The sequence below is a fragment of the Pseudomonas sp. NFX98 genome, assembly GCF_047784845.1.
In the GTDB taxonomy this organism is placed as follows: Bacteria; Pseudomonadota; Gammaproteobacteria; order Pseudomonadales; family Pseudomonadaceae; genus Aquipseudomonas.
In genome coordinates, this window is sequence record NZ_JBLNNF010000003.1 from 325,758 (window position 1) to 347,317 (window position 21,560).

Sequence of the window (21,560 nt, forward strand, 5' to 3'; positions counted from 1 at the left end):
CCCGAGCCCGTCTCGGGCGTTTTGCGTCAACACGCCCGTCATATGCCCCGGCGATAGCCCCATCTCTATTCTGCACAACCACAAGCCAAACCATGCAGCTAAGATATAGCCACTCCACCCACCCGTTCCGGGATGCGTCGTACCTGAACGTCGCCCGGCACGAAAAAAACAACAGGAGATCCCTGCATGCAAGGCCCGGCGATCCATACCTTCGATTTCAAAACGCTGCCATCAGCGCTGCTTGACGAACTCACTGCGCTGCTAGGTGACAGATTCAGCTGTTCGTCGAGTGTTCGCGAGCACCACGGCTGTGACATATCTGCCCTCGATCCGATGCCGCCACAAGCAGTGGCCTTCGTGAACAGCCTTGCAGAGATCGTCAGTGTGCAGAAGGTCTGCCACGACCATCGCGTGCCGATCATTCCGTACGGCAGCGGCAGTTCGCTGGAAGGTTGGCTGCATGCGGTACATGGCGGCATCTGCATCGACGTGTCGGGCATGAATCAAATCCTCGAAGTGCGGGTCGACGACATGGACGTCACCGTACAACCGGGCGTGACGCGCAAGCAATTGAATGCCGCCTTGCACGGGACAGGCCTGTTCTTCCCTATCGATCCGGGGGCAGACGCCTCATTGGGCGGCATGGCGGCCACTCGCGCTTCGGGCACCAACGCAGTGCGCTACGGAACGATGCGCGAAAACGTCCTGGCGATGAAAGCTGTTCTTGCGGATGGCCGTGTGCTACAGACCGGTGGCCGGGCTCGCAAATCGTCGGCTGGCTATGATCTGACGCACCTGTTGGTGGGCTCCGGCGGAACCTTGGCGACCATCGCCGAGCTGACGGTGAAACTGCATCCGATCCCGGAAGCCATTTCCGCGGCAGTGTGCAATTTCCCTAGCGTTGATCACGCGGTGCGCACGGTTATTCAGGCCATCCAGTTGGGCATTCCAATGGCGCGTGTCGAGCTGATCGATGCGTTGACGGTTCGCGCGTTGAACGCCTACAGCAAGACTTCGCTGCAAGAAGTCCCCTGCCTGTTCTTTGAGCTGCATGGCTCCGAATCCAGCGTCAAGGAGCAAGTGGAAACGCTGCGCATGCTTGCCGACGACCAGGGTGGGCAGGACTTCGAATGGGCGCTGCATCCTGAAGATCGCACCCGACTGTGGCAGGCACGGCACGATGCTTATTTTGCGGCACTGGCACTGCGCCCCGGTTGCCGCTCGGTGACCACCGATGCGGTCGTACCGATCTCGCGACTGGCCGAGTGCATCGAGGCCACTGCCGTCGATCTGCTGGAACACGATTTGCTCGCTCCCATTTTCGGCCACGTTGGCGATGGCAACTTTCATGCGGTGATCCTGATCGACCCGGATGATCCGGATCAAGTCGAGCGGGCCGACACCGTCGCGGACCGATTGGCCGAACGCGCTATCGCCATGAACGGTTCATGCACAGGAGAACACGGTGTCGGCCTGACCAAACAATCATTCCTGCCAGCGGAATTCGGCCAGAACGCGGTGGACACCATGGCGGCCATCAAGGCCGCGCTGGACCCGCAACAATTAATGAATCCCGGGAAGATCTTTTCCCGTGGCACACCGGCCGCGTAAACCGGGTTGCAGGAGGTTCGCTATGGAATTCCGTCAACTCAAATACTTTGTCGCCGTTGCCGATGCAGGCAGCCTGTCAGCGGCTGCCCGCAAAGTGCTGATTGCTCAATCGGCGTTAAGCAAGCAGATGAGTGCTCTTGAGGCCGAGTTGGGTGTGACGCTGTTCCATCGCGGCAACAGCGGCATCTCCATCAATGAAGCAGGCCAGGTGTTTTACGAGTATGCCTTGGGCATCCTCAAGCAAATGCGCGATGCCAAGGCAGCGGTTCTGCCGGGGCATGGTGTGTTGACGGGTTCCATCGTAGTGGCGTTGCCGCAGAGCGTGTCGCCGATCGTTGCTCTACCTCTGTTGCAGGCTGTAGGCCGGACCTACCCTCAGGTGGAGATGCAATTGAACGAAGAGTTGACCGGCAATCTGGTCGACCAGTTGATCCGGGGCAGCGTCGATATCGCGCTGTTCACGCCAACGGGATTGCCGGCGGAAGTGAGCTTCACGCCACTGATCGAAGAGGACCTCTATCTGATACATCGCGCCAATGACCCGGAGGCGCCGTTGCCCGGCGAGGTGACGTTGAGCCAAGGCGTGGCGCGCCCGCTGGTCTTTCCCAGTAAGGCCCACAGCCACAGCACCCGTGCCATCGTCGACCAGGCCCTGGAACAGCAAAAGCGGTCGCCTGCCGCAGTGGCCATGGAAGTCAACTCGGTCTACATCCTCAAAAGTGCCGTCGAGGCTGGCATCGGACCGACAATCATGCCGCTCAACCTGGTGGTGCGCGAGGTCGCCGAAGGTCGTCTGGTGGCCCACCCGTTTGCGGCGCCCGGCGTGTTTCGCACACTGGGTATCTGCACCTGCGGGACGCGACCGGCCAGCAACTTGCGAACCTTGATTGCGCAGTTGATCACCCAGGTCGTGCACGACATGTGCCGATCAGGCGAATGGCCTTCCACACGGTTACTGCCACCGCCCTGAATAACCGTTTCATCTTCGCTTCGACAACAACAATAAAGAGGCTAACCATGAACCAACCTCCACTCCCAACGGGCGTGATGCCCGACCACGCCTTGAAATCGGCCTACCGAAAGACGGCCTGGCGAATTATTCCGCTGCTGATCGCCTGTTATCTGGTGGCTTATCTGGATCGGGTCAATGTCGGTTTCGCCAAATTACAGATGCTCGACGACTTGAAATTCAGTGAAGCCGTTTATGGCTTGGGCGCGGGTATTTTCTTCCTCGGTTATCTGATCTTCGAGATTCCCAGCAACATCGCCCTGCACCGCTTCGGCGCTCGTCGCTGGATTGCCCGGATCATGGTCAGCTGGGGTTTTCTGTCGGCGGCAATGATGTTCATCGAGACGCCGATGGCCTTTTATGCGTTGAGGCTGCTGATCGGTATCGCCGAGGCGGGATTCTTCCCCGGCATTATCTTCTACCTCACCACCTGGTTCCCGAGCCATCGCCGAGGGGTGATGACTGCGATGTTCATCATGGCCCTGCCCGTCTCCAGCATGTTCGGCGCTCTTATCTCCGGTCTGATCCTGCAGCACTTCAACGGCGTCGCCGGTTATGCGGGATGGCAATGGCTGTTTGTCATTGAGGGGTTACCCGCAGTGGCGTTGGGGGCTGCGGTGTTCTTCCTGCTGCGCGACAGAATCGCTGATGCTCACTGGCTGACGCCTGAAGAACGCCAGGGCATGCAGGCCGCCATCGACCGTGAGGCATCGCAAAAACAGAGCCATCGCCTGCGCGACGGTTTGCTCAACCCGCAGATCTGGCTGCTCGGCGCCGTGTACTTCTGCCTGGTACTGGGCCAATACGTGATCAGCTTCTGGTTGCCGACAATCATCCGCAACAGCGGTGTGCAACAACCGGCGGTGATCGGTGTGCTGAGTGCCATTCCCTATGCAGCAGCCGCTATCGCAATGGTCCTGGTTGGGCGCAGTTCGGACCGGAATGGAGAGTACCGGTGGCATTTGGCGATTTGCGCCGGCATTGGCGCGCTGGGCATCGCCTTCGGCACTTACTTCGGCGACAACCTGTTACTCGGCATGATCGGCCTGACCATAGGCACGGCCGCAATGGTCAGCAGCCTGCCGGTTTTCTGGGGCATGCCCAGCGCCGTGGTCGGCGGTGCCGCCGCAGCGACTGGCGTGGCGTTGATCAATTCATTAGGCAACATTGCCGGCTTCTTCAGCACGATTGTCGTGGGTTGGCTGACACAAGTAACCGGCACTACCCACGCAGCGATGTACATCATGGCTGCGATATTGGTCGTCGGTGGCGGGCTCGGCCTGCTGGTGTACCGCCTGCGCCCTACCCCTGCCGCCCAGGCAGCTTGATGCTCTGACACCGTAGCCAGCTGAGTCCCGGCAACGCCCTGATGAAACTTACAGGGCGGGCTGAACTCGCCTGGAAAAAACCTGCGTGGCTAAAAAACAACAATAAAAACAACAGGAGCAAATAACAGTGACGAAAGTCTTCCCGGTAAAACCGGCATTACTGTCGACCATGGGCTGCTTATTGGCCGGGTCCGCCCCTGCGTATGCAGACTTCATTGCGGACGGCCACGGAGCCCTGAATGTGCGCAACTTCTACTTCAACAACGACTATAGAAATCAGCCTGGCCCCCAGGGACAGAGCAAAATACGCGAATGGGGCAATGGCTTCATGCTGGATCTCAAGTCGGGCTATACCGATGGCGCCTTAGGCTTCGGCCTGGATGCACTGGGTACTTTGGGCGTACGTCTGGACGGCGGAGCGGGCAATCATCGGGGCAGCTCGATGTTTCCCGACAACAGCGACGGCACGGCAGTCGATGAGTTCAGCCGGCTTGGCGTTGCCGTCAAAGCGAAACTGTCAAACACCGAACTCAGGGTCGGGACGCTACAACCCAAGCTACCTATCCTGATTGCCAATGACGGCAGACTGCTCCCGCAAACATTTGAAGGCGCAATGCTCACGTCCAAAGCCCTCGACAGCCTGACGCTGGTGGGTGGACGCATCAACAAAGCCACCGGACGCGCTTCAACCAATGATGCCGGGTTGGCCGTTGCTGGAGGACGACGTGAAAGCAATGATTTTTCCTTCGCCGGCGCAGACTATCAATTCAACAAACAGCTGCTCTTACAGTACTACCACGCCAAACTCGAAAATTATTACGATCAAGACTTTCTCGGCTTGACGCACACGTTCCCGATTATCGAAGGGCAAACATTCAAGACGGATTTACGCTACTTCCGAACTCGGGCGGAAGGCAAAAACGACAGCCCCCAGGGACGCGCCGCCGGCTACACACTCAGCGGCTATGGCGACACGCCGGGCCGTATCGACAACGACACGTGGGCCGCGATGCTCACTTACAACATGGGCGGCCATTCGCTGATGGGGGGCTATCAACGGGTTTCCTCCGGCAGCAACTTCACTCAATTGAACCAGGCCAGCACCGGTGAAGGTGCCGCCGGCGCCAGTACCTATCTGCCTACGGATCGATTCGTCTCAAGCTTTCTGCGGGCGGGAGAAGATACCGCGTTCGGCATGTATGCCTACAACTTCGTGGCGTCAGGATTGCCCGGCCTTACTGCATCCATTGGCTATTACCATGGCACGCACATTAAACAATCCGGTGCTCCTGATGCCCGGGAATGGGAACGCGACATCATTGTTGATTACGTCATTCAAAGCGGCAGTTTTCAGGGGTTGGGCCTGGGCCTGAGAAACGCAACGCTTCGAAGCGGAGTATCGAGTGACGGAGCTCAGGACCAGACGCGACTCGTGATGTCCTACACATTGGCCTTGTTTTGAATTCGAACCCGACAACGGCTTCCTGACTTCTTCCCGGCCACGCTCGTGGCCGGGCAACGGTAATCATCATGACTAAAACGACAAGCACGCCGTTCACGCACGTCGCCGTGTCCAGGCTAGAGGCTATCCGCAGTGTTGCGCTACGCATGTTCGTCACTGAGGGCTACCAGTCCGTGAGCCTGCGTCAGCTCGCCGAGCAGACTGGCATTCAAGCGGGTTCGCTGTATCACCACATCGAAAGTAAACAATGTCTGCTGTTCGATTTCATTGAAGAACATGAATATCGCCTGCTCAACTGCGTCAGCAAACCTCCCCTCGCCCCGTTGGACCCAAGGTCTGCACTAGGGCACTACCTCGGCGCTTACTTGCGATGCTCCCTGCCACGGCGCGATGAGCACCTATTGGCCATGCGCGAGCATTGCTGCCTGGAGCCCGCTCAACAGGCGAGAATCCAAGGTTTACGCGACAAACAGACGCAGATTTTGAGAGAGATCATCCGATCGGGTATGGCGCGAACGCACTTCCAGGTGGATGACCTTGATATCGCGGTGGCTACTGTACGGGCCATGCTCGATGGCGCGGTGTTCGGGCCAGCCGGCAACGAGTTCCGGGCCGAAGTACTCATCAAGGCTCTGCAGCAGATGGTGCTTCGGTCACTGCTCAGTGTGGATGCCGAGCCGCACAGGTTTTATGAGTGAGGAATGGCACTAACCAGATGGAAGAATCGACGGTACGTTTTTGGCAGATGTAGGGATCACACCCACTGATATGCCAGAAGATACTGATATTTCCATCACTCTGCAGGGTCCCGCCCGGCATTTCGCACACCCATAATTGGCCTACAACAACAAAGGGGCTCACCCTGAGGTACGTAGGCCATGTACAAAGACCATATCGTCAAGGCTCGCATGACTGACAGCGCCCTGTTCATGGGAGCGGTCGCGGCGGTCATTTTCATCATCACGCTTGTCTGCGGTGTGGGTGAAGGGCGACTGTCCAATTTGATGGGGCCAATCGTTCTGGACTTGAAAGCACCACTGGCGCGTGACATCGCGGTTGGGGGCACCTTCACCATCACGGTTGTACTGAATCTGTTCATCCTTGGCCGGTTTCCCTTGCGGGCGCAGATCATCACGGTCTGGTGCGAATTGCTGGTGCTGTTCCTTTTATTCTTCGACACCTTCAATCTTTCCTACAGCTTCATCGCGACCAAAGTGGGCTTCATGATTACCCAAGGGGTTTTCACCACCGTCTATGTGTCCGCGATTTCCATTGCCATTGCATTCGTCCTGGCATTGTTGGGTGCGACAGCCCGTTTATCTTCCAACGGTTTCGCCATTGCCATCGCCAGCTTCTACACCTCGTTTTTTCGCGGTGTTCCGCTACTCATCCAGATCTACCTCATTTACCTGGGCATTCCTCAACTTGGCTACGTGGTCGGTGCCGTCCCGGCAGGGATTCTGGCGCTCTCGCTCTGCTATGGCGCCTATATGACGGAGATCTTCCGTGGGGGGATCAGCAGCATCTCCCGCGGTCAGTGGGAAGCCTCTCGGGCGATTGGCCTGAATCCCTTTCAAACGATGACTCGCGTCATTCTCCCGCAGTCCATGCGCCTGATCATTCCGCCAACGGGTAACCAGTTCATTTCGATGCTCAAGGACAGCTCGCTGGTGTCCGTGATCGGCGTCTGGGAATTGATGTTCCTGGCGCGAACACAAGGACGCGCCGAGTTCCGCCACCTGGAAATGCTCATCACCGCAGCCGTGCTCTATTGGCTGCTGTCGATCGTGCTGGAAACCGTTCAGTCGCGCCTGGAAAAACACTTCAATCGCGCCCACCGCTGAATCAGGAGCATTACGATGAATCAGCCGTCAGCTTCAGCAGCCATTGCCCCGTACCCCGCCATATCGATTCACGAGATGCACAAATGGTATGGCGATTTTCATGTGCTCAAGGGCATCGACCTGCACATTTCAAGCGGCGAAATAGTGGTCGTGTGCGGCCCCTCGGGTTCCGGAAAGTCGACACTGATTCGCTGTCTGAATCTGCTGGAAGACTTCCAGAAAGGCAAAGTCTTCATCGACGGAATCGAGTTGACCCGCCATGCCGCCTGCGTGGCGAGCATACGGCGCCAGGTCGGCATGGTGTTCCAGCAGTTCAACCTGTTTCCACACATGACAGTGCTGGAAAACCTCATGCTGGGACCGCGTCTTGTCAGCAAGCTCAGCGAATCCGAGGCTCGCGAACTGGCCTGTGAATACCTTGATCGAGTGCGGATCGGCAACCAGGCGGATAAATACCCCAGCCAACTCTCGGGCGGCCAGCAGCAACGCGTTGCAATCGCCCGCGCCCTTTGCATGCGACCGCGCGTCATGCTGTTCGACGAACCCACCTCGGCGCTCGACCCTGAAATGGTCAAGGAAGTGCTGGACGTAATGGGGGAACTGGCCCAGGACGGCATCACGATGGTGTGTGTCACCCACGAAATGGGTTTCGCCCGGCGGGTTGCCGACCGAGTCATCTTCATGGATGAGGGTTGCATCCTCGAACAAGCCAAGCCAACCGAGTTTTTTGAAAACCCACAGCATGAACGTACCCGGGAATTCCTTTCACAGATTCTCAGCCACTGAGAAGTATCGCCACGAAGTCATCGACAAAAACAACAAAAAAACCGCACTCAAGATACCTGGAGGCTTACTCATGATCTCGATCACACGCATCTTCACTGCAGCCGCTATTGCCACCGCCGTCACGATCACCACAGGCGCCGCCTGGGCGGGTTCGACCCTCGACCGCATCCATGAAACCAAGGTGATCAAAGTGGCCACCGCGGCAAACTGGCCACCGCAATCGTTCCTGGGCCCGGACAATAAACTGCAAGGGTTTGATATCGATGTCGCCACCGAAATTGGCCGGCGCCTGGGTAGCAAAGTCGACTTCGTGACCCCCGAATACGGGATCATCACCGCAGGACGCTGGTCGAATCGCTGGGACTTGTCGGTCGGCTCGATGACGCCAACCACCGAACGCGCCCGCGTCCTCGACTTCCCCGCGATTTATTACTACACGCCCTATGTGTTCGCAGTGCACAAGGATGCCGCCGGGACACAGGCAGCGGATCTGAACGACAAGACTATCGGCGTCGAAGCGGGCACGACATCGGAAGACTATATCAATCACCGGCTCAAGATCGACGCCGCGGATGTGCCAGCGTTTACCTACGACGTCACGGCCGGCGAAGTGAAGACGTATGGCGACAGCATGGGCCCTCTCGATGATTTGCGCATGGGCAACGGCGTCAGACTGAACGCCACCTTGTCCGCACTGCCAACCGTTGTCGCAGCCGTCAAAAACGGCTATCCCATCGTCAGAGTGGAAGGCAAACCCGCTTACTACGAACCGTTGGCCATCGCCGTGGATAAAGGTGATGAGGCCTTCAACAGCGCGCTGACCAAGACCGTTGCAGACATGAAAGCCGATGGCACGCTCAAGCAACTTTCTGAAAAGTGGTACGGCGCCGATCTCACCGCAGTGCAATAAAGCCCAGGTGCAATAAACCCAAGCATGGCAGGCGCCCGTTCTCTACGTGGCGCACTGCATGTCTGCGCCCGAAAAAGGACAACGGACTTCATGTACACCTATAACAACAACTACTACACCGCCACGATGAATGACACGAATCAGCGCCCAGCGCTGACAGGCAATGTCCAGGCCGATGTCTGCATCATCGGCGCAGGTCTGGCGGGGCTGAGCACTGCATGGGAATTGGTGTCGCGAGGTCAGTCGGTCGTGCTGCTTGAGGCAGGTCGCGTTGCCTGGGGAGCATCGGGTCGCAACGGCGGCTTCGTCCTTCAGGGCTGGTCCGAAGGCTTGTCATCCATCGAGCGACGTTGCGGAAAACCAACTGCTGCCGCGCTGTTCAAACTGTCGCTCGAAGGCGTCGACACGGTTCGCGAGATGATCGCCCGTTACCAGTTGCCTGGTTGCGCGCCAACACCTGGAAAATTGAGCGTGGTGCGATACGAGGATGGCGATAACCTCAAGCGCATGCGCGACAAAATGGCGACGGATTTCGACTTCCACCTCGACTATCTGGATCGCCAGGCCGTACGTGACAAGCTCAAGACCGACAGGTATTTCCAGGCACTGCGTGATAATCATGGGTTTCACTTCCACCCCTTGAACTATTGCCTGGGCCTTGCCCAGCTTATCGAGCGCATCGGTGGCAGGATCCATGAGCACTCGCCCATGGTCCGGGTTGAGAGTCGTGATGGGCGCCATCGGGTACTCACTGATCAGGGCACGGTCGATTGCGCTAATGTGGTGTATTGCTGCGGCGGCTATGGTGGTCCTGAGTTCGGAAAGTTACGCCGCGCATTTCTGCCAATCGCAACCTACGCGGTACTGACCGAACATTTGGGCGAACGTCTGGCAGATGCGGTGGGCACCACCGATGCCGTCGGCGACAATCGCCGAGCCTCGGACTATTACCGAATTGTCGATGGTGACCGTCTGCTTTGGGGCGGTCGTATCACCACCCGAAACCTGCAGGATGAAAAGCGCCTTGGGCAGTTGCTGACCGACGATATTCTCGACGTGTATCCGCAATTGCGGGGCATCCAGATCGAAAAGGCCTGGTCCGGGCTGATGGGCTACGCAAGGCACAAAATGCCGCACATCGGCCCGCTCGGGAAGGGGCTGTGGGCGTGTACATCATTTGGTGGCCATGGTATGAACACCGCCCCTATCGGCGGACGCGTCATTGCCGAAGCCATTTGCGGCGAGACTGATCGCTACCGTCTGTTCGATGCCTACGGTCTTGAATGGAATGGCGGCCCTCTCGGCCCGGCGGCGGCGCAGACGGTATATGCCGGCCTGAAGATGATGGACATGTTTCAGGAGGCGCGCTCTCAACGCAGGGCGACGCATAAAAATTGAATCCGAGCGAGATCGAAGGACGTGTTGATGGATACGCAGAACCCGGGGCCACTGTTTAACCTGACCGAAAAGGACCGGCAGTTGCTCGGCCTCTTGCAGGCCAACGCACGCGAGCCCACGGCTTCTTTGGCACGAAAACTCGAGGTTTCACGCTCTTCGGTACAAGAGCGGATCACCCGCCTGGAAAAGGCCGGCGTCATCACCGGATACAGCGTACGCATCGACCAGAACAGACTGCAGCAGACCATCAACTGTTTCACCATGACTTCCTGCACCAACAAGAGCTACACCGATGTCATGACCTCACTTCGCAAGATGGAGTCGGTGCAGGCCGTGTATGCGGTCTCGGGCGAGTCCGACTTCATCATTCATCTCGCCACGCCGACCCTGAGTGAACTCAACGCCGAACTCACCAGGATCAACATGATCAAGGGCGTGGCGCACACCGCCTCCCATATTGTGATGGAAACCAAGTTCAGTCGGAAATTGACGGTGTAGAGCTCGATTGAGCACGACTGGCCGCTACAGTCGATGTGCGGTAAAGCGAATGAACCACAGCACTACCCCGCCACCACAAAAATGATAATCGGCCCACACACCGCCAGCAGCACATTGGAAATCGCATAACACACGGTAAAGCCAATCACCGGCGTGTTGCTGCCGGATTGCTCGATGATCTTGTTCATCGATGCGGCTTCGGTCTGTGCACCGGCCAGGGCGCCGAACAGAATCATCGGGTGCAGGCGCAGTACGTAGCGGCCGAAGTACAGCGCCACCAGCGGCGGCAAGATCGTCACCACGGCGCCAGATAACAACAACGCCAGGCCTTGCTCCTTCATGGCCGCGAATGCCGCCGGGCCTGCCAGCAAGCCGACCACGGCACCGAACGCCGTCAAGCCAAATTCGGAGAACGCCCACTGCGCGGCCGGTGGCAATGCGCCGATTTCCGGGTGCCGTGAGTTGTACCAACCGATCACCAGTGCGGCGACCAACACGCCGCCACCAATGCCAAGCTCCACCGGGATCATGCCGATGTGCGTAGACAGCAACCCCAACAATGAGCCCAGCACCATCCCCAGCGTGTGCACGGCGATGTCGCTTTTGTAGTTGTTTTCACGAATCCGTCCCAGGCGTTTGGCCAGGGCCTCGACGCTGGCGGTGCGGCCGGTCAGGGTCAGTACGTCGCCCCGGCGCAGCACGGTATTGGGCAGCAGCGGCAGCTCATAGCCCTGACGGGTAATGGTGTTGATGAAGCAGCCCAGACGCCGGGTGTTTTCCAGGCGGGATTTGGCCTGCTTTATGCTCTTGCCGGCGAACTCCGGCGAGGTCAGGACAATGTCGACCTGACGGGTCGGAAACGACAGCGATTCAATATGATCGATTTCCGGCCCCACCCACTGCGAGAGTGGGCCGACCGCTTCGCGCAAGGCGTAGACGCCAATGATGTCGCCAGCCTTGAGGGTGAACCCTTCATCCCGCTCGATGATTTGGCCGGCGCGCACCACCCGCTCGACCGTCAGCGACTCGTGTTGGCTTTCAAGTTCGGTAATCCGCAGGCCATCCGCCGGTCCATTGGCCGCTACTTGATGCGCGCGCACGACAATGCGCGTGTACGGCACGGTGATCGCCTCTTCCTCTTTGGCGATCCCCAGCTCAAGTTCCAGTTCCCGGGCCGACGCCTTGAGGTCCACGCCCAGCAGCTTCGGGGCAATGCTGCCGACGAAGACAATCAGGCCGATGGTGCCAAACAGGTAGGTAATCGCGTAGGCAATCGCCATATGGCTATTGAGTTCGGCTTTGGCGGCGGTGTCGATCGCCAGTTGATTGATCGCACTGGTGGCGGTGCCCATGATCGCCGTATCAGTCAGCGCCCCGGCGCCAAGGCCGGCGGTGAAGCCGGCGTCAAAGTCGAAGATCGCATTCATCAGCAGGATCGAGCCCAGCGCCGTCGCGCACAGCACCACCGACAACAGCACCAGTTTCAGCGTGCCGCGGTTGAGGCTGCCGAAAAACTCCGGGCCACTCTTGAAACCGACCGCGTAGATGAACATCACAAAAAATACCGACTTCAATCCGGTCGGCACTTCCAGGCCGATCTGACCGATCAGCAGCCCCATCAACAATGCCCCGGCAACCGAGCCGAGATGAAAGCTGCCAATGTGGATGCGACCGATGAAGACGCCCAGCGCAATGGCCAGGAACACCGCGATTTCCGGGTCGGACCGCAAGGCATGGAGCAGAAACTCGAGCATGGTGCGGTCTCCCTTTCAGTGCGATCAAAGATCCTTCGGTTCTTGTGCCGGGGCCGTGTACCACTTTTCCCTGGGCACCCTTTTTTCTTCGTTCGGATCACCCAAATAGTGCGGCGACATGATCTGCACGCCGTACTCGTTGAACACATCCTGGATGTTGGCGTGCAGCATGCTCAGCAGCACAGCGCGCGGCCGAGGCTGGCTTGGAATGGCCTGGGCCACCAGCCGGTACTCAGGGTAGAAATCCGACAGCGCGGTCTGGAACACCTGGGCTGGCGGCACTTCGAGAATACCCGGCGTGCGTTGGGCCGCTTCCAGCAGCATCGCTTCCACTTGCCGCCATGGCGTGTCGTAGCCGATGGTCACCACGGTGTCGACCACATAGCCGGGGCCTTGCACCGTGCGCGAGTAGTTTTTGGTGACCGTGCCGGTAATCATTGAATTGGGCAGCGTCAGCACTTCCCCGAGACCGGTGCGAATGCTGGTGGTGAACATGCCGAGTTCGGTGACCGTGCCTTCATAGTCGCCAATGCGCACGAATTCACCGGGGCGCAGGGTTCGGGTGTAGGTCAGGATCAGGCCCGCCGCTGCCTGACCGACCACACTGGTGGCCCCGAGGGAGATCATCAGGCCGATCAACACCGACAAGCCTTTGAACGCGTCGGTGCCCGCACCGGGCAGATAGGGATAGGCCATGGCCAACGCAAACAGCCAGATCGCCAGGGATGTCAGGCGCTGGGTTGGTTGCAGGGTTTCATGGTTCAGCCAGCTCAGGGTGCCTGGCATGGCCATGCGCCGCAGGATCCGGCGGGTAAACGCCGTGGCACCCCGGGCAATGAAGAAGATCGCTACCGCAACGCCCAAACCCGGTATTGCACCGACGATGCCCTGGAGCAGATAACCGGCGACCTCCATCAGATAGTTGTTCAGGCTCTCGCCCCAAGGCCGGGTATAGGGGAAACGCGAAAGGACAAACCCCAGCCATTCGTAGGTGAGCAGCAAAACGACCAGCCAGCGCAGCAGCCCCAGCAAGCGACTGACCAGCGGATACAGGTAATTGGCGTCGATCACCTGCACCCGCCCTACTTTCAGCGCCTGGGTGTGCCGATGCATCAAGTCAGGCAGTTTCCTCAGCAAGCGGCGACGCAGATACGCCATGCCCCAGAGCAATGCAATGTAGATACCCGTGGCCAGCGCCGCAGCGCCCAGTGACCGGAGAATCAGGCGCAGACTGCGCGCTTCCTGGGTTTCGGCTACCACCTGACGCAACTTGTCGGCCGCGCTTTCGGCCGCTAGCTGGACTGATTCAAATTCAGTGGCATCGACATCTTTAGGGGAAACAATAAAGGCGCGCTTCGAGCCCAACAGCACCAGATAACTGTTTTGAATGGAATCAAGGCTGACCCGCAGATCATCCGCATCATCCAGTGCTTCATTAATCGCCGTTTTCGCGCGCTTGACCCGCACTTCCGGCGCTTCACCGAGTAATGCGGCGCGGAAAACCATGATGCTGCGATTGGCGATTTTCAGTTCAGCGGACGGTTGCTCAACCGGTGCGGGGGCGTCCTCCGCGAACAGAAGAACTGACCAGAACATCCCGAAAACAGTAAAAATTACAGCGAGCAACCTGCTCAGCATGCGTCAGTTCCTTAGGTCACAAATTCAGGTCCAGGGTACGTAACGCAGCGTAGTTCAGCGATGAGCGGTTGTCAGATATGCGCAACTGGCACTCGCACGAAGTGCCAGTTTTAAGCAGCAGGTCACTCGGTTAACGGCGAATATCTAGTTCGGATCCAGCAACCCACCGCTCCAATTACTCGACACACGACTGCCGGTAAATTTCGCCACCACCACACCCTGAGAGATCAACCGATCGCGATAGCGAGTCACCATGCGACCGGTCTGCTCGGCCACCAGCACCACTTCTGAAGACGGATCACCGGGGCGGCGCAGAATCCGCGCAAAGCGCTGGCCTTCCTCGACGATGTCGCCCAGCTCTTTTTCAAAGATCAATACGCCGGGTTGTGGCGCGAGAATGGTCTCCATCTGCGCCATGTCCTTGACCTCGACGGGCCAGTCGCCGGGTGAGACTGCGTCATCGATGATTCCGTAGCCACAGAGCCAGGCATACAGTCCTTCGGCATCCTGTTCGGCGAAGCGGTCGCTGACGTCACCCTGCCCGCGCAGTTCCAGGGTCGCGGCCATGCGTCCTTGCGTCGTACCTTCACGCAGCCACGGGGCAATGATGGTTTCTTCGAAAGAGCCGTCGCCGCCGTCATCCCAGATGATTGCCACGTCCATTTTCATCGCCGCCGCCAGTTCGCGGCCACGGGGCCAGAAGCTACGGTGCACGTAGATGTAGGGCAGCGCTTCGTCATCGGTGTGCAGGTCGAGCATCACGTCCGCCGGAGCCGCCAGTTGCACCAGTTTCTTTTGCCATTCCTGGACATTCGTGGACGGTTGCGTCATCGCCGCCGACTGGTCGAAGCCACGGTTGAAGTTATGCCCGGTGGCATCGTGAAAGCGCCCCAAAATCCGCCCCTGGCGAAATTGGCCGATACCCAGCGGGTTGGCCTGTGGCACCACGGTGACAGTACCCTTGAGTCGGCCTGCGGACTCGGCCACCGCAAGGCGTTGCATCAATAGGTGCAGAACCAGCATCCCGGCGATTTCATCGGCATGCACGCCGGCCTGCAAATGCACCTTCGGCCCAGTGCTGGCGCCTTCGAAACGCCAGGCACCGACCTGCACCGCGCCGCCATTGTTGTTGCGAACCTCGAACGAAATATCCTGCGCCATACGCTTGTCCTCCCGTCATGAACGTTAATAACCGCACTGCCGAGACTGGTGATTGAACACACGTTCAACTAAGCTCGCCAGCGTGGACCACCGCCAAGGAATTCTTTGTGACCACCATCGCCCCGAAAAACCGCCGCGCCGAAGCCGATGAGCGCCGCGAACTGCTGGTTGCCGCCACCCTGCGCTGCCTGGTCCGCGATGGCCACGCCGGGATTTCCGTGCGCCGCATCGCCACCGAGGCCGGCGTGTCCGTTGGCCTGCTCAATCACCATTTCGGCAGCATCGATGCGTTGATTGCCGACACCTACCAGAAGCTTGCCAGCGAACTCACCACTGCCCTGCTCCACGAAATCCGTCAGGTCGGCACACCGGCAGAAAAAATGGACGCCTTTCTGGTCGGCTCTTTTTCACCGCGGGTCATGGACCCCAAACTGCTCGGTGCCTGGGTGGTGTTCTGGAGCCTGATCCGCCACTCTGAACACGTCAGCCAGTCCCACGAAAAAAGCTACGGCGCCTACCTCGACCTGCTGCGCCAGTTGCTCGATGAACTGGCGACCAGTGAAGGTTTCGTGATTCACGACACGCGCCTGGCCGCCATCGGCCTATCGGCGATGCTCGACGGCCTCTGGATCGAGTGGTGCCTCAACCCCGACACTTTCAGCCCCGCCAACGGGCTCCATATCTGCCGCTGCTGGATAAAGGGACTGAGACACGGAGCATTCAGCGCCGACGACGTCCTGTGACGAGTGCCGACCGAAAATCATCGCCAGGGTGCCGCTGACTGCGATCAGGCCGGCGCCGATCATCAGCGACACGTCCATCAACGTGCCCCAGATCAGGCTCGACAGCAGGAACGCCCAGATCAGCCCGGTGTATTCGAACGGCGCCAGCACCGTCGCCGTGGCGCGCTGGAAACTGGCGAACAACAGGAACTGACCGATGCCGCCCATCAACCCCGCGCCGAGCATGCCCAACCAGTCCGGCATCGGTGCCGGGGTGTGGGTCCAGGGCAACGCCACTGCCATGCAAATGACGAACACCACGTTGGTGATCAGCATCTGCTCCAGCACCGAGGTCTGGTCATCCACCTGACGCAACTGGATGTAGGTAAACGCCCAGCACATCGCCGCCAGCAACGTCAGGACAATTGGCACAGGATTGGCCAGATTGTTCGGACGGCACGCAATCACCACCCCGACAAAACCGATGATCAGAGTGAACCACTGCCAACCGGTGACGCGTTCCTTGAGAATCGCCGTCGCCAGCACCGTGACCATGATCGGCGCCGAGAAATACAGGGTGGTCATTTCCGCCAGGGTCAGGTCGCGGGCTGCCGTGTAATACAGCAGCCACGCGGCGATCGACAACAACCCGCGCACCACCAGCAAGCGCCGACTGGACGAACGCCAGGCACGCTGCACCAGTTGCAAACGCCCGATCAGCAGACATGCAACCGCCACCACCAGGGCGCGCCAGAACAGAATGGTGAACACCGAATAATCGGCCACCAGCCACTTGATGCCGGCGTCCTGCAAGGACAGGAACGCGTAGCCCAAAGTGCACAGACCTATGCCTTGTAACGAGCGGTCGACTATCGGCTTGTTCATCATGCGGACCTGCGTACCGGTGTGCCCCGGCGTTCGAAAAAGGCAAACATCGCCTCGATCAGGAACGTCAGGCAAACGTAGACACCGGCCACCAGCAGCAACGGTTCATACACTTGCAGGGTTTGCGCACGCACCACGTTGGCCGCGCCCAGCAGGTCAATCACCGCAATGGTCGAGGCCAGCGCCGTGGATTTGAGCAGCATCACGGTTTCCCCGGCCAGGGTCGGCAACAGCAGGCGCAGCGCCCGCGGCAACCGCACACGCAACAGGGCCTGGCGCGGGGTCATGCCGAACGCCGAGGCTGCTTCCATTTCGCCTTTTGGCACCGCCAGCAGGCCGCCGCGAATCACTTCGCCGACGTACGCACCCACCGACACCACCAGGGCGAAAACGATGTACCAGTAACCATCGCGCAGATACGGCCAGAGGAAACTGCCGCGAATCAACGGAAACTGCGCAAACAGGCTGCCCAGGCCGTAGTAGAAAATGTAGATCTGGATCAGCAACGGTGTGCCGCGGGTCACGCTGGTATAGAACAGGCTGACCTTGGCGATCACTTTGTTTTTCGAGATCCGCGCCAGCGCCACCAGCACCGCCAGCACAAAACCGAACACACTGGAAATCAACAGGATGGCGATGGTCGTTTGCAGCCCCCGGACCAACAGCGCCCCGTATTCAACTATCCACGCTGGAATCATTTCATTCACTCTGCCGGTTCAGTCAACAAGAGGCATCCAGCGACGAATACGTCGCTCCAACCGTCCCGAAAGGTAGTTGGACACCAGCGTCACCGCGTAATACAGCGCCGCAGCCGTGAGGTAGAACAACAGATAGTGACGCGTCGACCCCGCCGCTTGCTTGGCGGTGTACAACAGCTCATTGGTGCCGACCACGCTGATCAACGCGCTGTCCTTGATCAGGTTGATCCACAGGTTGGACATCCCCGCTATTGCATAGGGCGCCATGATCGGCAGCGTGACGCGACGGAACAGGCCGAAACCGTGCAGGCCAAACGCCTTGCCCGCCTCGATCTGACCATAAGGAATCGCCTGGATGGCCGCGCGGAAAATCTCCGACGCGTAGGCGCCTTGCACCAGTCCCAGTACCACGATCGCCGCCAGCGGACCGCTGACGTTGACCACTTCGTAACCGAGCGAGGTCATCAGCGAATTGAGCAGCATGGAACCGACGTAAAACAGCAGCAGGATCAGCAACAATTCCGGAACCGCCCGGAACAACGTGGTGTAGCCACGGGCCAATGCCGCAATCGGTTTCGGCGCGCCCAACTTGAGGCAAGCCACCACCAAACCGATGGCCAGCCCGAGCACAAAGGCCCCGGCCGAAATCTGCAGGGTCATCCAGAGCCCCTTGAGCAGCGCCCCACCCCATCCTTGTTCGGTGAAATTGATCAAATCGAACATTGCTGGCATTTCAGTCTCCAAAAGCACCGCCGGCCCCTGTAGGAGCAAGGCTTGCCCGCGATGCTTTTGACAGCCTCAAGGGCCCCATCGCGGGCAAGCCTTGCTCCTACAGGGATTTGTGTTTGGATTTGATGATCAGAACGTCGGCTTCACGCTCGTGCCGAAGTAGCTCTGCGACAAGTCGTCATAGTCCTTGCTCGCCAGCAGTTCCTTGATCGCCTTGTCGAGCTTGGCCTTGAGCTCGGTGTCGTCCTTGCGCATGCCCGCGCCTACGCCTTTGCCGAAGATCGGGTCGTACGGCACCGCGCCGAGGTAAGCCAGGTCTTTCGCATCCGGGGTTTTGACGAACGCCGCCATGGCGGTGCCGTCAGCCATCATCAGGTCGATACGACCGGCAATCAGGTCGGCGTTGGCCGAATCCTGGGTGTCGTAGTACTTAACGTCGGCGATTTTTTCGTAATAGGTCTTCAGGTAGCTGGCGCTCACGGTCGAGTTCTGCACGCCGATGGTCTTGCCCTTGAGGTCATCCGGGTACTTCTTCACGGAGGCATCTTTAGGGCCGACGATGGCGATTACCGAGTCGTAGTAGGCCTTGCTGAAGGCGATCTGTTTTTCCCGCTCTTCGGTCACCGACATCGAGGAGAAAATTACGTCGATCTTCTTCGCCAGCAGCGACGGAATGATCCCGTCCCACGCCACTTCCTTGATCTCGCACTCGGCTTTCATTTCGCTGCACAGCTTGTGGATCAGGTCGACTTCAAAGCCCTTCCATTCACCGTTGGCCTGCTTCTCGGTGTACGGCGGATAGGGTTCGGCCGCGACCGCGAAACGGATCGGCTGTGCCTGTGCCGCGCTCATGCCGGCCAGCAATACGCAGGCGGCGCCGGTTATCCAGTGTGCAAAACGTCGATTTCCCATGTTGTTTTCCCGTCTTTTTATGGTGTTAGCGAGTTTGATGAGCGTTGACGAATTGTCGGCAACGCTCGCTGCGTGGGTGTACGAACACTTCGTCCGGCGAACCGGTTTCCTCGATCAGGCCTTGATGCAGGAAGGCGACTTTGGAAGAGACATCGCGTGCGAAAGCCATTTCATGAGTCACCAGGATCATGGTCCGGCCTTCTTCGGCGAGAGAGCGGATCACCCGCAGCACTTCCCCGACCAGTTCCGGGTCGAGTGCCGAGGTGGGTTCATCGAACAGCATGACCTTGGGCCGCATGGCCAGGGCCCGGGCAATGGCCACCCGTTGCTGCTGTCCCCCGGAGAGAAACGCCGGGTACTCGTTGCGCTTGGCCGCCAGCCCGACGCGTTCAAGCAAGGCTTCGGCCCGTTCAGTGGCTTCCGCTTTGCTTTCGCGCAGGACCTGGGTCGGCGCTTCGATGAGGTTTTCCAGCACCGTGCGATGGGGCCAGAGGTTGAAGTTCTGGAACACCATGCCCAGGCTTGAGCGGATGCGTACCAGTTGCTTGGCGTCGGACACCAGCGGCGCGCCGGGGCGGGTGTGATTGAGGTGAATGCTTTCGCCGTCCACCAGAATGCGCCCCTGATCCGGCACTTCGAGCATGTTGATGCAGCGCAGCAAGGTGCTTTTGCCCGAGCCGCTGGCGCCGATCAGCGAGATCACCTCGCCTTCGCGGGCCGTCAGTGACACGCCCTTGAGCACCTCGATATTGCCGAAGCTTTTGTGCAGCTTCTCGACTTCAATCATGGTTCGGGCGGCGGTCGGCAGAACCAGGGTTTCGGTGGCCACGCTGGTAATCACCGGCCGTGGCGCTTCCCCGTTCAACACCAGGACGAAAGTGCGGATACGCCGACAAGCTTCAGTCAGTCGTTCTTCACCCAATGTGAAGGACAGGCGCACAAAGCCTTGCGCCGGCTCACCGAAAGCGGCGGCATCCAGCACCGATACCCGCGCCTCGCGCAACAGGCGCCAGGCAAATTCCAGCGACGTCAGACCGGTGCCGCGCACGTCCACCAGTACGAACATGCCGGCGTCGGGTTTGAGTACCGAGATGCCGGGGCAATCAGTCAGCCCCGCCACCACCAGATCGCGGCGACGGCGGTAGATGTCACGCATGCCATGGGTGACTTCGTCGTGGGACTGGACCGCCTTCAACGCGGCTTCCATGCAAAAACCCGGCAAGCCGTACAGCATGCTCAGCACCAGGGTTTCGGCATGCGCGACCAACGCCGGGTTGGCGACGATCCAGCCAATCCGCCAACCGGTCATGGCATGGGATTTCGACAGGCTGCCGATCACCACGCAGCGCTCGGCCATGCCCGGCAACGCCGCGAGGCTCACGTGATCGCGTTCGAACGTCAGGCTTTCATAAACCTCGTCCACCACCACCCACAAGTCATGGGCAATGGCGAGTTCGGCGATGGCTTGCAGCTCTTCGCGGTTGAGCACCACGCCGGTGGGATTGTTCGGGTTGGACAGGAAAATCGCCCGGGTCCGTGGCGTGATGGCCTTGGCCAGCACTGCCGCATCGACACGGAAATCATCGTCCGCCGAACACGGCACCCGTACCAGCGTGGCGCCGGAAGCCTTGAGCGTCGCTTCGTAGGTCACGTACATCGGATCGAGGGCAATCACTTCGTCACCGGCGCTGAGCAGGCACATCGAAGCGACGAACAAGGCGTTCTGCGCGCCCGCCACGGTAATCACGTTTTCAGCTTGCAGTTCGCGACCGAACAACTTGCCGTAGCGCGCCGCAATGGCTTCGCGCAAGGCCAGGCGGCCAGCAATTTCGGTGTAGTGAGTGTCACCTTCGCGCAGCGCATGGATGGCGGCATCGGTGATGAAGTCGGGAGTGGGGAAATCCGGGTCGCCGACACTGAGAATGATCACATCCTCGCCCCGGCGGCGCGCTTCGAATGCCGCGTAGTGAATATCCCAGGCGGCTACGCCTTGACCTGAGATCCGCTCAACAAAGGGTGAAAACCGCATGCCAGTGCCTCGTTCAGAAAGAAGAAACGCAAGCCCGCAACCAGCCGGGAGAGAAGGTGGAACGAACATAGTCCAAGCTGAACACTCGTTCAACAGAAACCTGATCAGTGTTCGTGTTCAGCGCAAACAGGTCGTTTTTACGACAGTCGCGGCGTTTTTACGCTGTGGCTGGTTCCAACCGACCCG

General features: G+C 59.3%; 18 protein-coding genes and 1 pseudogene. 11 read left to right on the top strand and 8 right to left on the bottom strand.

Annotated elements, in window-relative coordinates; all coding sequences use genetic code 11:
• Window positions 1–186 precede the first annotated feature (186 nt).
• The 10 genes from ACM110_RS05830 to ACM110_RS05875 all read left to right on the top strand — a co-directional run bounded on the left by ACM110_RS05830 (window position 187) and on the right by ACM110_RS05875 (window position 10,846).
• Window positions 187–1,611, top strand: a complete 1,425-nt coding sequence (locus tag ACM110_RS05830; protein ID WP_416126994.1) for an FAD-binding oxidoreductase — start codon at window positions 187–189, stop codon at window positions 1,609–1,611.
• Window positions 1,612–1,633: 22 nt separating this feature from the next.
• Window positions 1,634–2,581 carry a LysR family transcriptional regulator gene (locus tag ACM110_RS05835; protein ID WP_416126995.1) on the top strand — a complete coding sequence of 316 codons (948 nt, stop codon included), beginning with the start codon at window positions 1,634–1,636 and terminating at the stop codon, window positions 2,579–2,581.
• A gap of 47 nt (window positions 2,582–2,628) precedes the next feature.
• Complete coding sequence (locus ACM110_RS05840) at window positions 2,629–3,948, top strand: MFS transporter (protein ID WP_416126996.1); 1,320 nt, start codon at window positions 2,629–2,631, stop codon at window positions 3,946–3,948.
• 169 nt (window positions 3,949–4,117) lie between these two features.
• Window positions 4,118–5,410 carry an OprD family porin gene (locus tag ACM110_RS05845; RefSeq protein ID WP_416127036.1) on the top strand — a complete coding sequence of 431 codons (1,293 nt, stop codon included), beginning with the start codon at window positions 4,118–4,120 and terminating at the stop codon, window positions 5,408–5,410.
• 68 nt (window positions 5,411–5,478) lie between these two features.
• On the top strand, window positions 5,479–6,108 hold the full coding sequence (locus ACM110_RS05850; protein ID WP_416126997.1) for a TetR/AcrR family transcriptional regulator: 630 nt from the start codon (window positions 5,479–5,481) through the stop codon (window positions 6,106–6,108).
• 180 nt (window positions 6,109–6,288) lie between these two features.
• A complete protein-coding gene (locus tag ACM110_RS05855) occupies window positions 6,289–7,254 on the top strand; it encodes an amino acid ABC transporter permease (protein WP_416126998.1) in 966 nt (321 codons plus the stop codon).
• A 15-nt stretch (window positions 7,255–7,269) separates the two neighbouring features.
• A complete protein-coding gene (locus ACM110_RS05860; protein ID WP_416126999.1) occupies window positions 7,270–8,040 on the top strand; it encodes an amino acid ABC transporter ATP-binding protein in 771 nt (256 codons plus the stop codon).
• Between the two features lie 70 nt (window positions 8,041–8,110).
• Window positions 8,111–8,950 (top strand): transporter substrate-binding domain-containing protein, encoded by an 840-nt coding sequence (locus ACM110_RS05865; protein ID WP_416127000.1) that lies wholly within the window; start codon window positions 8,111–8,113, stop codon window positions 8,948–8,950.
• Window positions 8,951–9,040: 90 nt separating this feature from the next.
• A complete protein-coding gene (locus tag ACM110_RS05870; protein ID WP_416127001.1) occupies window positions 9,041–10,348 on the top strand; it encodes an NAD(P)/FAD-dependent oxidoreductase in 1,308 nt (435 codons plus the stop codon).
• A gap of 27 nt (window positions 10,349–10,375) precedes the next feature.
• Window positions 10,376–10,846 (top strand): Lrp/AsnC family transcriptional regulator, encoded by a 471-nt coding sequence (locus tag ACM110_RS05875; RefSeq protein WP_338580976.1) that lies wholly within the window; start codon window positions 10,376–10,378, stop codon window positions 10,844–10,846.
• Window positions 10,847–10,908: 62 nt separating this feature from the next.
• On the opposite strand, the gene aspT is transcribed toward ACM110_RS05875, so the two are convergent.
• From aspT to ACM110_RS05890, 3 genes are all read right to left on the bottom strand, one after another.
• Window positions 10,909–12,600 (bottom strand): aspartate-alanine antiporter, encoded by a 1,692-nt coding sequence (aspT, locus tag ACM110_RS05880; RefSeq protein WP_416127002.1) that lies wholly within the window; start codon window positions 12,598–12,600, stop codon window positions 10,909–10,911.
• Window positions 12,601–12,624: 24 nt separating this feature from the next.
• Window positions 12,625–14,238 (bottom strand): mechanosensitive ion channel family protein, encoded by a 1,614-nt coding sequence (locus ACM110_RS05885; protein ID WP_416127003.1) that lies wholly within the window; start codon window positions 14,236–14,238, stop codon window positions 12,625–12,627.
• A 144-nt stretch (window positions 14,239–14,382) separates the two neighbouring features.
• Complete coding sequence (locus ACM110_RS05890) at window positions 14,383–15,399, bottom strand: succinylglutamate desuccinylase/aspartoacylase family protein (RefSeq protein ID WP_416127004.1); 1,017 nt, start codon at window positions 15,397–15,399, stop codon at window positions 14,383–14,385.
• A gap of 218 nt (window positions 15,400–15,617) precedes the next feature.
• Between ACM110_RS05890 and ACM110_RS05895 the strand changes: the two are divergent.
• Window positions 15,618–16,046 (top strand): annotated as a pseudogene (locus tag ACM110_RS05895) (TetR family transcriptional regulator C-terminal domain-containing protein); the annotation flags it as partial.
• On the opposite strand, the gene ACM110_RS05900 reads toward ACM110_RS05895, so the two are convergent.
• The 5 genes from ACM110_RS05900 to ACM110_RS05920 all read right to left on the bottom strand — a co-directional run bounded on the left by ACM110_RS05900 (window position 16,002) and on the right by ACM110_RS05920 (window position 21,374).
• The gene (locus ACM110_RS05900) at window positions 16,002–17,006 is read right to left on the bottom strand and encodes a DMT family transporter (protein WP_416127005.1); all 1,005 of its coding nucleotides are present in this window, start codon (window positions 17,004–17,006) and stop codon (window positions 16,002–16,004) included. The pseudogene ACM110_RS05895 and the gene ACM110_RS05900 overlap by 45 nt on opposite strands.
• Window positions 17,006–17,704 (bottom strand): ABC transporter permease subunit, encoded by a 699-nt coding sequence (locus tag ACM110_RS05905; protein ID WP_338580983.1) that lies wholly within the window; start codon window positions 17,702–17,704, stop codon window positions 17,006–17,008. Before ACM110_RS05905 ends, ACM110_RS05900 begins: the two co-directional genes overlap by 1 nt.
• Before the next feature lie 18 nt (window positions 17,705–17,722).
• Window positions 17,723–18,436 (bottom strand): ABC transporter permease, encoded by a 714-nt coding sequence (locus tag ACM110_RS05910; RefSeq protein WP_416127006.1) that lies wholly within the window; start codon window positions 18,434–18,436, stop codon window positions 17,723–17,725.
• Between the two features lie 126 nt (window positions 18,437–18,562).
• Window positions 18,563–19,345: a transporter substrate-binding domain-containing protein gene (locus ACM110_RS05915; protein ID WP_416127007.1), complete on the bottom strand. Its 783-nt coding sequence runs from the start codon at window positions 19,343–19,345 to the stop codon at window positions 18,563–18,565.
• A gap of 25 nt (window positions 19,346–19,370) precedes the next feature.
• Window positions 19,371–21,374: an aminotransferase class I/II-fold pyridoxal phosphate-dependent enzyme gene (locus ACM110_RS05920; RefSeq protein ID WP_416127008.1), complete on the bottom strand. Its 2,004-nt coding sequence runs from the start codon at window positions 21,372–21,374 to the stop codon at window positions 19,371–19,373.
• Window positions 21,375–21,560 lie beyond the last annotated feature (186 nt).

What these genes read in the sequence shown, in the direction of transcription:
- ACM110_RS05855 (WP_416126998.1), top strand. Translation starts at nt 6,289, where the DNA reads ATGTACAAAGACCATATCGTCAAGGCTCGCATGACTGACAGCGCCCTG.
- ACM110_RS05890 (WP_416127004.1), bottom strand. Translation starts at nt 15,399, where the DNA reads ATGGCGCAGGATATTTCGTTCGAGGTTCGCAACAACAATGGCGGCGCG.
- ACM110_RS05835 (WP_416126995.1), top strand. Translation starts at nt 1,634, where the DNA reads ATGGAATTCCGTCAACTCAAATACTTTGTCGCCGTTGCCGATGCAGGC.
- ACM110_RS05850 (WP_416126997.1), top strand. Translation starts at nt 5,479, where the DNA reads ATGACTAAAACGACAAGCACGCCGTTCACGCACGTCGCCGTGTCCAGG.
- ACM110_RS05910 (WP_416127006.1), bottom strand. Translation starts at nt 18,436, where the DNA reads ATGCCAGCAATGTTCGATTTGATCAATTTCACCGAACAAGGATGGGGT.
- ACM110_RS05905 (WP_338580983.1), bottom strand. Translation starts at nt 17,704, where the DNA reads ATGATTCCAGCGTGGATAGTTGAATACGGGGCGCTGTTGGTCCGGGGG.
- ACM110_RS05845 (WP_416127036.1), top strand. Translation starts at nt 4,118, where the DNA reads ATGGGCTGCTTATTGGCCGGGTCCGCCCCTGCGTATGCAGACTTCATT.
- ACM110_RS05885 (WP_416127003.1), bottom strand. Translation starts at nt 14,238, where the DNA reads ATGCTGAGCAGGTTGCTCGCTGTAATTTTTACTGTTTTCGGGATGTTC.
- ACM110_RS05915 (WP_416127007.1), bottom strand. Translation starts at nt 19,345, where the DNA reads ATGGGAAATCGACGTTTTGCACACTGGATAACCGGCGCCGCCTGCGTA.
- ACM110_RS05870 (WP_416127001.1), top strand. Translation starts at nt 9,041, where the DNA reads ATGTACACCTATAACAACAACTACTACACCGCCACGATGAATGACACG.
- ACM110_RS05900 (WP_416127005.1), bottom strand. Translation starts at nt 17,006, where the DNA reads ATGAACAAGCCGATAGTCGACCGCTCGTTACAAGGCATAGGTCTGTGC.
- aspT (WP_416127002.1), bottom strand. Translation starts at nt 12,600, where the DNA reads ATGCTCGAGTTTCTGCTCCATGCCTTGCGGTCCGACCCGGAAATCGCG.
- ACM110_RS05840 (WP_416126996.1), top strand. Translation starts at nt 2,629, where the DNA reads ATGAACCAACCTCCACTCCCAACGGGCGTGATGCCCGACCACGCCTTG.
- ACM110_RS05920 (WP_416127008.1), bottom strand. Translation starts at nt 21,374, where the DNA reads ATGCGGTTTTCACCCTTTGTTGAGCGGATCTCAGGTCAAGGCGTAGCC.
- ACM110_RS05865 (WP_416127000.1), top strand. Translation starts at nt 8,111, where the DNA reads ATGATCTCGATCACACGCATCTTCACTGCAGCCGCTATTGCCACCGCC.
- ACM110_RS05830 (WP_416126994.1), top strand. Translation starts at nt 187, where the DNA reads ATGCAAGGCCCGGCGATCCATACCTTCGATTTCAAAACGCTGCCATCA.
- ACM110_RS05875 (WP_338580976.1), top strand. Translation starts at nt 10,376, where the DNA reads ATGGATACGCAGAACCCGGGGCCACTGTTTAACCTGACCGAAAAGGAC.
- ACM110_RS05860 (WP_416126999.1), top strand. Translation starts at nt 7,270, where the DNA reads ATGAATCAGCCGTCAGCTTCAGCAGCCATTGCCCCGTACCCCGCCATA.